This is a genomic window from Ancalomicrobiaceae bacterium S20, from assembly GCA_040269895.1.
In the GTDB taxonomy this organism is placed as follows: Bacteria; Pseudomonadota; Alphaproteobacteria; order Rhizobiales; family Ancalomicrobiaceae; genus Methyloraptor; species Methyloraptor flagellatus.
The window spans coordinates 1,125,311-1,137,697 of sequence record CP158568.1 but is presented as its reverse complement, the minus strand read 5'-3'; the positions used below and the strand labels follow the sequence as shown (position 1 = coordinate 1,137,697).

Here is a 12,387-nt window from a genome sequence, read left to right as displayed (position 1 = left end):
GCTCGAAGTGGCGCAGGGGCGGCGTAGCGGGCGCGACGGCCCGCCGCGATCGACACGCTAGATGTCGCTTGCGAAGTGGAAGGCGCCGTCGGCGCCGACCGTCGCGGTCAGCCGCGCGGGCGCGGGATGGCGATGGAACTCGTTCTCGAGCAGGTCCATCTGGTAACCGGCGGTATTGGCCCAGATCATGAGGTCGCCGGCGCGCGGCTCGCGGTCGAAGCGGATCAGCCGGTGGGTGAGGACATCCTCGTCGAGGCAGCTGTGACCGGCGACGAAGGCGCGGACCGGCCGCGCGGCCTCATCCACGCCGGACGCTGCGCCGGGCACCAAGATCGGATCGACCAGAAACTCCGATGCGAACCAGGTCTCGCAGGCGCTGAAGCTCGATCCCTCGACGAAGATCACCCGCTCGTCGCCACCGAGCGCCTTCACCCGCGTGATCCGGAACAGGCTGATCGCCGATTGGTCGACGAGGCTGCGGCCCGGTTCGAGCGCGAGCGTCAGCCCACGCGAGCGCAGAAAGGCCGCGACCGTGGTGCCGACCATCGGCGTCGCCGACAGGAAGCGCTCGAGCCAGTCGGCCGCCGAGATGCGGCCGCCGTACGGGTAGAACGAGCGCGGTACGCGGCCGGTCCGGTAGTGCCAGGGCCCCTGCGCGGTGAGATGGGCCTCGTAGAGCTCGGGCTCGACATAGCGGACCGGCAGGCCGCCGCCGATGTCGATGGTGCGCGGATCGAGGCCGCGCATCCGCGCGATCTCGATCAGCGGCACGAGCTCGCGCAGGGCGACCACCCGCGTCTCGGGGTCGTAGCCGCCGAGATGGAAATGGAAGCCCTCGAGCCGGAACACCGAGTCGCAGGCCGCGACCCGCTCCAGCGCGACGGCGAGCGCGCCGCGCTCCATGCCGAAGCGCGACCGTTCGGCCGAAGTCGGCCGGTAGCGAAGCAGGATGCGGATCGCGCGCTCCCCTGCCCCGGCGGGCGCGAGCGCCGCGATGTCGTCGAGCTCTTCGAGCGAGTCGACCGCGATCAACGCCCCCGCCTCGACGAGCGCACGGAGGAACGCCGTCGACTTGGCCGGCCCGGTCGCGCAGATCCGGTCCGGCGTCGCGCCGGCGCGGACCGCATCGCGGAACTCGGCCAGGCTGGAGACGTCGACCCCGGCGCCGGCCGCGACCGCCGCGGCGACCAACGCGCAGGACTTGTTGGCCTTGGCACCGTAGTAGATCGCATGGTCGACCCCGTGCCGCTCGAGCACCGTCCGCAGCGCGGCCGTATTGGTCGCGACGGTGTGGGGAACACGAGATGGAGCGGCGATCCGTGCCTCGCGACGAGGTCGCGGAGCCGGTCGGGGTCCTGCGTGATCAAGCGCTCGATCGCGGGCTCGACCAGCGGCGGCAGGCCGGGCGGCAGCGGAGTCGGCGACACCGGCGCCGCCGCGATCTGAAGATCAACCGAGGCCATGGCTTCTCGTCCTCATCTGTTCGCTGTCGTCGAGAAGGCGTCGCCGGCTTCGCGCGGCCGGTTCCCGGCCGCGACGGGCCGGGATCGCCCTCCGTCGCTTCAGAGATCCATGTCGAATGAGACGCGGAAGGTGCGCGGCACGCCCTGAGCAAACGTGCCGAACGAGGCGACGCCGGCCCAGTACTTCGTGTCCGCGACGTTCACGACCGACGCGCGCCAGGTCGCCTTGCGGTCGCCGATCGTGGTGGCGTAGCGGGCGCCGAGATCGAGCCGGGTCCAGTCCGGCAGCGACTGGGTGTTGGCGCTGTCGACATACTGGCGGCCGGTGTAGACCACGGTCCCCGACAGCGTCAGATCCTTGAGCCCCGGCCAATCCCACTCGACGCCGAAGCTCGCCTGGAACGGCGCGACGCCGATCGGCGTCTTGCCGAGATTGGCGAGCGTCGCGGTCTTGGTGATCCGGCCGTCGAGCACGGTGAAGCCGCCGACGGCGCGCAGGTCCGGCGTGATCGCCCCGAAGGTCTCGACCTCGAAGCCGCGGATCCGCTGCTCGCCGCCGACGCTGTAGACGCCGCCGTTGAGCTCGCCGCTCGGCTTGGTGATCTGGAAGGCGCCGAAGGTCAGGCCGATCCGGCCGAGATCGAACTTCACGCCCGCCTCGACCTGCTTGGAGCGATAGGGCGCGAACACCTCGCCGGCGTTGCGCGCCGTGGTCGGCGCGACGTCGCCCTTGCTGAGGCCTTCGATGTAGTTGCCGTAGAACGACACGAAATCGAGCGGCCGGACGACGAGACCCGCCATCGGCGTCGCGGCGCTGCGGTCATAGGCGGCGGTGACGGCGCCGGTCGTGGTCGAGAAGTTGTGCGACTCGACCCGCTGCTGCCGGACGCCGAGCGTCAGCGCGATCCGCTCGTCGAGCACCGACATCGTGTCGACGACCGCGAGACTGGTCAGCGTCGTGTCCGAGAGCTTCGGCACGGTCGACGGCACGACGTAGCCCTGCTCGGCGATCGTCGCCGGGGTGTAGATGTTCGACAGGTAGGCCTTGCCGGCCGGCAACGCGCGATACTGGTCGTCGCGGTAGCGGATGACCTGCACCGAAGCGGCATGGCTGACGAAGCCGGTATCGAACTTGGCGCGGAGCCCGCCCTCGGCCGTGAAGCGATCGACGCGCAGATCGTAGTATTGCGGCGTCGTGGTCGTATCGCCGCGGGCATTGACGATCGTCGGCAGACCGAAGAAGCGCTCGACCTCGCCATGCGCGCCGCCGATATTGGCGAATGCCGTCACCTGGTCCGACAGGTCGACTTCGGTCTTGACCAGCGCGCCGGTATCGAAGGCGTTCGACCATTCCCACGGTTGCGTCGGATTGTTCGCGCCGTTCGGCGCCCGCGGCACGGCGATGCCCTTGGCGATCGCGAAGGGCCGCGTCGGCGCGTCGAGCCGCTCGTTCTGGCCGTAGAGATAGGACCAGATCCGGAAGCGCTCGCCCTGATAGTCGAGCGCCAGCGAGCCGACCAGCGCCTTGTCGCTCTGGTGGGCGAGCGCGGTCTTGCCGCCCGTGAACGAGCCGTTGGCGCGAATGCCGAATTCGCGGTTGTCGCCGTAGCGGCGCGCGACATCGAAATGGGTGCCGAACTGCGCGTCGGTCGCGTAGCCGAAGCCGACGCGGGTGAGATCGGCCTCGGCGCGCTTCGGCACCACGTTGACCACGCCGCCGACGCCGCCGTTCGGCGACATGCCGCCGAGCATCGCCGAGGGGCCCTTGAACACCTCGATCCGGTCAACGTAGTCGGTGAACACGCGGAAGCCCGGCGCCACGCCATAGACGCCGTCGAAGGCGACCTCGCCGGACGTGCCCTCCCCGATCGGCAGACCACGGATGTAGAAGGAATCGAGGATGCCGCCCGGCGGCGTCTGCAGGCGCACCGATGGATCGAGCACCAGCGCATCGCCGACCGTCGCGGCCTGCAGGTTCCGGATCGTTTCGGAGGTGTAGCTCGTCTGCGAGAACGGCGCCCGGAACGTGTCCTTCGCCCCGAGCAGGCCGAGCGCGCCGCCGCGCGCGACCTGGCCGCCGGCGAACTCCGGCAGCCGGTTCGAGCCCGCCCCGCGCCCTCGATCACGATCTCGGGCAGCGCCACCGTCTCCTCGGCGCGGACAGCCCGCGCGCCTGCGACCACGCACAGGGCCGTGACGAGCGCCGTCGTCGTCTGCATCAGGACGAGGCGGGATGGCCCCGTGACAATGCTGGCCACGCCCCCGGAACGAATACGACGATCGACTGACATATCTTCCCGCCCAACCACACAAGAACACGACTATTTAACCGCCGAATAGCTGTCTATTTCGGCACTCTTCGATGCATGCTTAGCGGATATATACTCAGAGTCAACGAGAATAAGAACTGATATGCGCTTTTTGATTGTAATTATTATAAGTCTTGACTGCGAAATAACATGAATACCGCAGCGTATTGCTTCGCATAACACGCGAAGCCCCGCGCACAGGACGCGTGTGTCGTCCGCGCGCAAAGGCCGGTGCGCTGGTCCGCCGACGCAGCGCCGGGTCCGATCCGGGAGGAACCGACGGGACTCGACGGCCGGACGCCGCAAGGGGACCGCGCCCCGAGGCCGTTCGGCTTCGGAACTGTAGGATGGGGAGATCGCCTCTCGGCGCGAATCCCGCGCGCTATGCGCCAGAGACGATCAGCTTGCCGGGCGTGACGCCGACGGTGCGCTTGAACTGGCGATTGAGGTGGCTCTGGTCGGCGAAGCCGCAAAGCGCGGCGACCTCGGCGAGCCGGAAGCCGCGGCGGATGAACTCCCGCGCCCGATTGACGCGGTGGACGCGCAGATACTCGTGCGGGGTCACGCCATAGTCGCGCTTGAACTGGCGCAGCAGCACGAAGGGATTGGCCCTGGCCACGTCCGCCAGCTCCTGGAGTGTGACCGCACGGTCGTAGTTCTCGCGCAGGTAGTCGACGACGATCGCATGGCGGCGGTCACCCGGCAGGTTCGCCACCCGCCCGGCCGTCGCCTCGGCGAGCGAGAGCACCATCGAGGCGAGCGCGGAGGAGCGCAGCAGCGCGCAGCCATCGGTCTCGTGGGCGCTGTGGGTCGCCACCACCTGCTCGTAGAGCAGCCGATTGCCGAGCACGGCCTGGCCGAAATCGATCGACAGGCCGACCTCGCCGAGCAGATCGGAAATCTGCTTCGGCGCCAGATGGATCTCGCGGCAGAGCGAGCCATGGACCGGATCGACCTCGAGCGTGCGGGTGTCGAACACCTCGCCCGCATCGCGCAGCACGACCGAGCCCGGCACTTCCAGATAGTCGCGCCCGCCCTGCCGGCTGTGCCAGACCGACCCGACGAAGGCGATCACCACGACCGTCTCGTGAAAGATCCGATTGAGCTCGACCCGCCCGCCCGGCGGCAGTTCGAACCGCACGAACGACGCCTGCGGCTCGGTCTTCTCGACCATCTTCGGCGCCGTCGATCCGCTTGTGGGCATAGGCGATGTCCCCTCTTCGCCGCTGCTCGCCGCCTGGAGCCTGACAGTGCTTACGCCGATCGGCGCCGACCGTCGATCGTACCGCTACGTCGCTTCGCCCGTCGAACTCGCACGATGCTCGCTCCGGCGCGCAATTCCGGGACCGCGCCTCAAACCGCCCAGCAGGCGCAGCCGAGCGCGCCCCAGAACGAGGCGAGATCGCCGGCCGGGACGCGGCTGCCCCAGGCGCTCGCGTGGGCATGGCCGTGGACATTGCAGCGCGACGCGCAGCCGCAGGCGGCCGAGAGGCGCTGCGCCGTCGCCTGCCCCTCGCCGCGCTCCCGCTCGCCCCAGGCCGCATAGCCCTTGAACGTCCGGACCGGCGACCAGTCCGGCATCGCCGGCGGCGGTTCGCACCGGTCGAAGCGGGCGAAATCACCCGCGCCCCAGACCACCTTGCCGCCGACCACGGTCATCGCGGCGGTGATGTCCGCGATCTCCTCGTCGCGGCAGGCGAAGTAGTCGCGCTCCAGCACGATCAGGTCGGCCAGCATGCCCGCCTCGATCCGGCCCTTCTTGCCCTCCTCGTCGGAGAACCAGGTCACCTTCTCGGTGATCATCCTGAGCGCCGTCTCACGATCGAGGCAATTGCGCTGCGGCGTGAGGCGCGTGCCGCCGACGGTGCGGCCGGTGACCAGCCAGGCGAGCGCGACCCAGGGGTTATAGGAGGCGACGCGTGTCGCATCGGTACCGAGCGAGGTGCGCGCACCCATCTCCAGCATGCGCGCGACCGGCGGCGTCGCCTCGGCCGCGCCGAAGCCGTAGCGCTCGATGAAAAATTCGCCCTGGTAGGCCATACGGTGCTGCACGGCGACGCCGCCGCCGAGCGCCGCGACCCGGTCGATCGACCGTTCCGAGATCGTCTCGGCATGGTCGAAGAACCAGTTGATCCCATCGAGCGGCACGTCCTGCGCGACCCGTTCGAACACGTCGAGGGCGCGCGAGATCGTCTCGTCGTAGGTCGCGTGCATGCGCCAGGGCCAGCGGTTCTCGGCGAGGATCCGCACGACGGCCTCGAGGTCGCCCTCCATTTCGGGCGGCATGTCCGGCCTCGGCTGCCGGAAATCCTCGAAGTCGGCGGCGGAGAACACCAGCATCTCGCCGGCGCCGTTGTGGCGGAAATAGTCGTCGCCCTGCTTGTACTTGGACGTCTTCGTCCAATTCAGGAAGTCGTCCTTCTCAGCTTTCGGCTTCTGCGTGAACAGATTGTAGGCGAGCCGGATCGTCAGCTGGCCGGCCTCGGCGAGCTTGGCGACGACCTCATAGTCGTCCGGATAGTTCTGGAAGCCGCCGCCGGCATCGATCGCGCCGGTGACGCCGAGCCGGTTCAGCTCGCGCATGAAATGGCGCGTCGAGTTGATCTGGTAGTCGAGCGGCAGCTTCGGCCCCTTGGCGAGCGTCGCATAGAGGATGGCCGCGTTCGGCTTGGCGATGAGCAGGCCGGTCGGATGGCCGGCCGCATCGCGCACGATCTCGCCGCCGGGCGGCTCCGGCGTGTCGCGCGTGTAGCCCACCGCCCGGAGCGCCGCGCCGTTCAGGAGCGCACGATCGTAGAGATGCAGCAGGAACACCGGCGTATCGGGCGCGATCGCGTTGATCTCGTCGAGTGTCGGCAGGCGCTTCTCGGCGAACTGGTGCGCGGTGAAGCCGCCGACCACGCGCACCCACTGCGGCGGCGGCGTGATCGCGACCTGCCGCCTCAGCATGTCCATGGCATCGGCGAGCGACGCCACGCCGTCCCAGCGCAGTTCGAGGTTGAAGTTGAGGCCGCCGCGGATGATGTGCAGATGATTGTCGATCAGCCCCGGCAGGATGCGTCGGCCGCCAGCATCGACGATCGTCGTCGCGGGACCGGCGAGCGGCATGACCTCGTGGTCGCGGCCGACCGAGACGAAGCGGCCATCGCGGATCGCCACCGCCTCGGCGACCGGATTGGTGCGGTCGAGCGTGGTGATCAGACCGCGATGGATGATCAGATCCGGATGGCGGGGATCGGTCATTGGTGGGCTCCCGGAACGGCTCCGGCCGACCGGAGACGCCGGTGGCCCGGCGCAGGGCCGGGCCACCGGAACAAATGGTCACTCAGGCGCGGATGAAGGCGAGCAGCGCCTCGTTGACGACGTCCTTGTTGACCGTGCAGAGGCCATGGCTCGCGCCCGGCACAACCTGCAGCGTCGCGTTCGGCGCGAACTCCGCAACCCGGCGCGCGGTCGTGTCGATCGGCACGACCTGGTCGTCGTCGCCGTGCAGGACCAGGAGCGGCACGGTGATCTTCTTGAGGTCCTCGCGGAAATCGGTTTCCGAGAAGGCCGTGATGCAGTCGTACTGGGCCTTCAGACCGCCGAGCATGCCCTGCAGCCAGAACGTCTCCCGAACGCCTTCGGAAACCGCGGCACCCGGCCGGTTCGCGCCATAGAAGGGCACCGTCAGATCCTTGAAGAACTGCGCGCGATCCGCCTGCACGCCGGTGCGGATGCCGTCGAACACCGCCATGTCGACGCCCTGCGGGTTCCAATCGGTCTTGGCCATGATCGGCGTCACCGCGCCGATCAGCACCGCCTTGCCGACGCGGGCCGTGCCGTGGCGGCCGATGTAGCGCGCGACCTCGCCGCCGCCGGTCGAATGGCCGACATGCACCGCGTCGCTGAGGTCGAGCGCCTCGGTGAGTGCGGCCAGATCGTCGGCGTAGTGGTCCATGTCGTGACCGTCCCACGGCTGGCTCGACCGGCCGTGACCGCGACGGTCATGGGCGATCACGCGGTAGCCGTGGTTGCCGAGAAACATCATCTGGTCTTCCCAGGCATCCGAAGTCAGCGGCCAGCCGTGGCTGAACACGATCGGGCGCCCCTGCCCCCAGTCCTTGTAGAAGATCCGGACGCCGCCGCGGGTCGTGATCGTATCGTTGGTCATGGTTGGAACTCCCTGGCCGCCATTCGGGCCACAATCGTTGAGGGCTCATCTCAGCCCCCGGCCGGGATGGCCACGGACTGACGGAGAAAAAGAAGAAAAGAGCAGGCACCCACCGCGCACGCTCGAGAACAAACCCTAAAGAAGATCGCCCACTCGACGCCGAGGCGATCTTACATTCCCCAAGGGTAGATTACGGCAACATGCCATCTCCACAGAGTCACCTGCCATTACTTTATTTGCGATGACTCAATTAGATCGACAATTGCCGCACGACCTGTTCTTATCTCGCCGCCACCTTATGCCTGCGCAAAATCACATAGACGAATAGCGCGGTCTTGGATCGGATTGACCTCCCGCGCCCTCCAATCGCGATCATCGTGTGACGTTCAAAGAACAAAGGCGAATACGGCCGCTGTCGAGCCCGTTCCGGCCGAACTCCGCAACGAGGAACAGCTACCGCGCAGAAAGAAAGAAGAAAGCAGGAAAGCAAGATCCTGAACCGAGCGGACCTATGCCATGAAGAACACGAAACTCTTGAATTTCATCCTGTCGACACTCTCCGGATTCGTCGACACGGCCGTCTTTGTCTACATGGGCGGATTGTTCGTCGCGCACGTGACCGGCAACTTCGTACTGCTGGGTGCCACGCTTGGTCGAGGCCTCGGCGCCCATGCCGATATCGGCGGCGAACATGCCTCTACCGCCGTGCTGCAGCTCTCGTCGTTTCCGCTGTTCGTCCTCGCCGTCATCGCCGCCGCGGTGATCGCCGGACGTGCCGGTGGCGGACGGCCCGGCACGCGGCGGCTGCTCGCAGCCGCGACCGCGCTGTTCCTGCTGGTGACGATCGCGGCCTTCGCCATCGGCCCGCGCGCCGACACGGCGTCGGCGATGGTGCTCGTCGTCGCCATGGGCCTGCTCAATGCCGCTCACCGCCTCGAGCCGGGCATGGGCCCGCCCTTCACCGTGATGACCGGCAATGTCACCGGCTTCGCGGTGGCGCTCGCTCACGCGCTGCATCTCGCCCCGAAGCCGCCCGCCCCCAAGAGTCAGGCCGGCACGGCCGTGCCCGCGTCGCTCGCCGCAACGCTCTGGACCGCCGCGGCGCCCGTGGCGGGCTTCCTGGCCGGATGCCTGCTCGGCGCCCTCGCCCAGGCCCATCTCGGCCTCGGCGCGATGGTCGTGCCGGTCGTCCTGATGACCGTGGCGCTGCTCGTCGCCGTCTGAGGTGCAGACACGGGGCCGGTAAAAAAGCGAACCGCCGAGGCGCGTCCTTTTCGGACGGCTCGGCGGTTCGTTCTTCGGAGCGCGCCGGCTCACCCGACGTGCGACGGTACCTCGATGGGCACCCCGGTCCTGCGCCCGCCGACGCGCGCGGCGAGCTTCATGACCAGCACGTAGAACAGCGGCACGAAGAAGATGCCGATCAATGTGGAGGCCAGCATGCCGCCGAGCACACCGATGCCGATGGCGTTCTGCGCCCCCGAGGCGGCACCGGTCGCGATCGCGAGCGGCAGCACGCCGAGGATGAAGGCGAAGGACGTCATCACGATCGGCCTCAGACGCAGCCGGACCGCGGTCAGCGTCGCGTCGATCAGCTCGCGGCCCTGCGCCTGCAGATCCTTGGCGAACTCGACGATCAGGATCGCGTTCTTGGCCGCGAGGCCCATGGTCGTGAGCAGGCCGACCTTGAAGTAGACGTCGTTCTGCTGGTTGAACAGCACGGCCGCCGCCAGCGCGCCGAGCACGCCGACCGGCACCGACAGGAGCACCGAGAGCGGGATCGACCAGCTCTCGTACAGCGCCGCCAGGCACAGGAACACCACGATGATCGAGATCACGTAGAGCGCGGTCGCCTGGTTGCCCGACAGCCGCTCCTGGAACGACAGATCCGCCCATTCGGCCCGGAAGCCCGGCCCGGCGGCCGCGACCAGTTGCTCCATCGCGTCCATCGCGGCGCCGGAGCTGGTGCCGGGCATCGGGCTGCCCTGGATGTTGATAGCCGACAGGCCGTTGAAGCGGTCGAGCCGCGGCGGCCCGAACGACCAGCGCGTGGTGGTGAAGGCCGAGAACGGCACCATCTCCCCGTTGGTATTGCGGGCATACCAGCGCAACACGTCCTCCGGCTGCATGCGGAACGGCGCATCGGCCTGGACATAGACGTTCTTCACGCGGCCGCGGTCGATGAAGTCGTTGACGTAGGTTCCGGCCCAGGCCGTGGTGAGGATCGCGTTGACATTGGAGACGGCGAGGCCGAGCGCGCCCGCGCGTTCCTGATCCACGTCGATCTTGAACTGCGCCTGATCGGCCTGGCCGTTCTGGCGCACGGCCATCAGCCGGCCGTCCTGGTTGGCCTTCATCAGCACGGTGTCGCGCGCCTTGGCGAGGGCGCCGATACCGACGCCCGACGCATCCTGCAAATACATGTCGAAGCCGCTCGACTGGCCGAGACCCGGGATCGCGGGCGGCGCCAGCGTGAAGATGCGGGCGTCGCGGATCTGCGACAGCGCGCCCATGGCACGGCCGACGATCGCATCGGCGTAGAGTGCCGGGGTCTTGCGCTCGTCGAAGTCCTTCAGCCGCACGAAGGCCATCGCGACGTTCTGGCCACTGCCGCCGAAGCTGAAGCCCATGGCCGCGAACACCCCATCGACCGCATCCTTCTCGTCGACCAGGAAGTGCTGGACGACCTTGTCGACGACCGCGGCCGTGCGTGTTTCGGTCGCCCCGCTCGGCAGCTCGATCGAGACCATCAGCATGCCCTGGTCCTCGTCCGGCACGAACGAGCTCGGGATCGCCTTGAACAGGAACGCGGCACCGCCGAGGATCAGGACGTAGATCAGCATGAGCCGGATCGGGCGCTTCAGGATGCCGGCGACGCTGCCGACATAGCCACCGGTCAGCGCGCCGAAGCCGCGGTTGAACAGGCCGAAGAAGCCGGTGCGCTTCTCGCCGTGACCGGGCTTCAGCAGCGTCGCGCAGAGCGCCGGCGTCAGGACGAGCGCCACCACGACCGACAGCAGCATCGCGGTGACGATGGTCACCGAGAACTGCCGGTAGATGATGCCGACCGAACCGCCAAAGAACGCCATCGGCACGAACACCGCCGACAGCACCAGCGCGATGCCGATCAGCGCGCCGGTGATCTCCTTCATCGACTTCTCGGTCGCCTCGCGGGGCCCGAGCCCCTCTTCCGCCATGACGCGCTCGACGTTTTCGACCACGACGATCGCGTCGTCGACGAGCAGGCCGATCGCCAGCACCATGGCGAACATGGTCAAGGTGTTGATCGAATAGCCGAACAACGCCAGCACGCCGAAGGTGCCGAGCAGCACGACCGGCACCGCCACCATCGGCACGAAGGTCGCGCGCAGGTTCTGCAGGAACAAGAGCATGACCACGAACACGAGCCCGATCGCCTCGAACAGCGTGTGCTCGACCTTCTGGATCGACAGTTCGACGAAGGGTGTCGTGTCGTAGGGAATCACCACCTCGACATTGGGCGGCAGCGTCTTCTTGAGATCGTCCATCGCCTTGCGCAGACCCTTGGCGGTGTCGATCGCATTGGCGCCGGTGGAGAGATTGACGCCGAAGCCCGCGGCCGGCTTGCCGTTGTAGGTCGACGAGAAGCTGTAGCTCTTCGCGCCGATCTCGACGCGCGCGACGTCCGAGATGCGGACGATCGCGCCGGTCGTGTCGGTCTTCAGGATGATCTGGCGGAACTGCTCGGGCGTCGAGAGCTGGCTCTGCGCGGTGATCGTGACGTTGAGCTGCTGGCCGGTCGGGTGCGGCAGGTCGCCGAGCTGGCCGGCCGACACCTGCGTGTTCTGCGCCCGGATCGCGGCCGTGACGTCATCGGGCGTCAGCTGGTACTGCCGCAACCGGTCGGGATCGAGCCAGATGCGCATGGCATAGGCCGACCCGAACACTTCCAGCGAGCCGACCCCGGACACGCGGCGGATCGGATCCTCGATGTTGCTCGAGATGTAGTCGCCGAGATCGACCGAACTCAGCGATCCGTCGGTCGACACCAGCGACACGACCATGAAGATGCTGTCGGAGCCCTTGGTGACGGTGACACCCTGCGCCGTGACCGCGGTCGGCAGGAGCGCGGTGACGAGCTGCAGCTTGTTCTGCACCTGCACCTGGGCGATGTCCGGATTGGCCTTGTTGTTGAAGGTCAGCGTGATGGTCGCCTGACCCGACGAGGTGCTCGACGCCGACATGTAGTCGAGATTGTCGAGCCCGGTCATATTCTGCTCGATCACCTTGGTGACCGAGTTCTCGACCGTCTCGGCACTTGCGCCCGGATAGGTCGCGGTGATGCGGACCGTCGGCGGCGCGATCTCGGGGTATTGCGAGATCGGCAGGGTGTAGAGCCCGAGGACGCCGCCGAGCATGATCGATATCGCGATCACCCAGGCGAAGATCGGCCGTTCGATGAAGAAGTGCGACATGGTCGATC

At 67.8% G+C, this 12,387-nt stretch carries 7 protein-coding genes; 1 reads left to right on the top strand and 6 read right to left on the bottom strand.

The genetic code is table 11. The annotated features are described in order from the left end of the window. Positions 1-57: 57 nt before the first annotated feature. The 5 genes from ABS361_05485 to ABS361_05465 form a co-directional block, all read right to left on the bottom strand. Entirely contained in the window at positions 58-1,257 is a 1,200-nt protein-coding gene (locus ABS361_05485) for an alanine racemase (protein ID XBY45722.1), read from the bottom strand. A 305-nt stretch (positions 1,258-1,562) separates the two neighbouring features. Then, complete coding sequence (locus ABS361_05480; GenBank protein ID XBY45721.1) at positions 1,563-3,650, bottom strand: TonB-dependent siderophore receptor; 2,088 nt, start codon at positions 3,648-3,650, stop codon at positions 1,563-1,565. A gap of 504 nt (positions 3,651-4,154) precedes the next feature. Further along, the gene (locus ABS361_05475) at positions 4,155-4,946 is read right to left on the bottom strand and encodes an AraC family transcriptional regulator (GenBank protein ID XBY45720.1); all 792 of its coding nucleotides are present in this window, start codon (positions 4,944-4,946) and stop codon (positions 4,155-4,157) included. A gap of 179 nt (positions 4,947-5,125) precedes the next feature. Next, complete coding sequence (locus ABS361_05470; protein ID XBY45719.1) at positions 5,126-7,015, bottom strand: amidohydrolase; 1,890 nt, start codon at positions 7,013-7,015, stop codon at positions 5,126-5,128. Positions 7,016-7,097: 82 nt separating this feature from the next. After that, positions 7,098-7,925, bottom strand: coding sequence for an alpha/beta hydrolase (locus ABS361_05465; protein XBY45718.1), 828 nt, complete (start codon positions 7,923-7,925; stop codon positions 7,098-7,100). A 516-nt stretch (positions 7,926-8,441) separates the two neighbouring features. Here ABS361_05465 and ABS361_05460 point away from each other — a divergent pair. Further along, positions 8,442-9,149: a YoaK family protein gene (locus ABS361_05460; protein ID XBY45717.1), complete on the top strand. Its 708-nt coding sequence runs from the start codon at positions 8,442-8,444 to the stop codon at positions 9,147-9,149. Positions 9,150-9,238: 89 nt separating this feature from the next. Here the strand turns inward: ABS361_05460 and ABS361_05455 are convergent, their stop codons facing one another. Further along, positions 9,239-12,379 (bottom strand): efflux RND transporter permease subunit, encoded by a 3,141-nt coding sequence (locus tag ABS361_05455; GenBank protein ID XBY45716.1) that lies wholly within the window; start codon positions 12,377-12,379, stop codon positions 9,239-9,241. Positions 12,380-12,387 lie beyond the last annotated feature (8 nt).

Bases quoted from the DNA above. Each gene is read 5' to 3' on its own strand.
- ABS361_05475 (XBY45720.1), bottom strand. From the start codon at position 4,946: ATGGTCGAGAAGACCGAGCCGCAGGCGTCGTTCGTGCGGTTCGAACTG.
- ABS361_05470 (XBY45719.1), bottom strand. From the start codon at position 7,015: ATGACCGATCCCCGCCATCCGGATCTGATCATCCATCGCGGTCTGATC.
- ABS361_05465 (XBY45718.1), bottom strand. From the start codon at position 7,925: ATGACCAACGATACGATCACGACCCGCGGCGGCGTCCGGATCTTCTAC.
- ABS361_05460 (XBY45717.1), top strand. From the start codon at position 8,442: ATGAAGAACACGAAACTCTTGAATTTCATCCTGTCGACACTCTCCGGA.
- ABS361_05455 (XBY45716.1), bottom strand. From the start codon at position 12,379: ATGTCGCACTTCTTCATCGAACGGCCGATCTTCGCCTGGGTGATCGCG.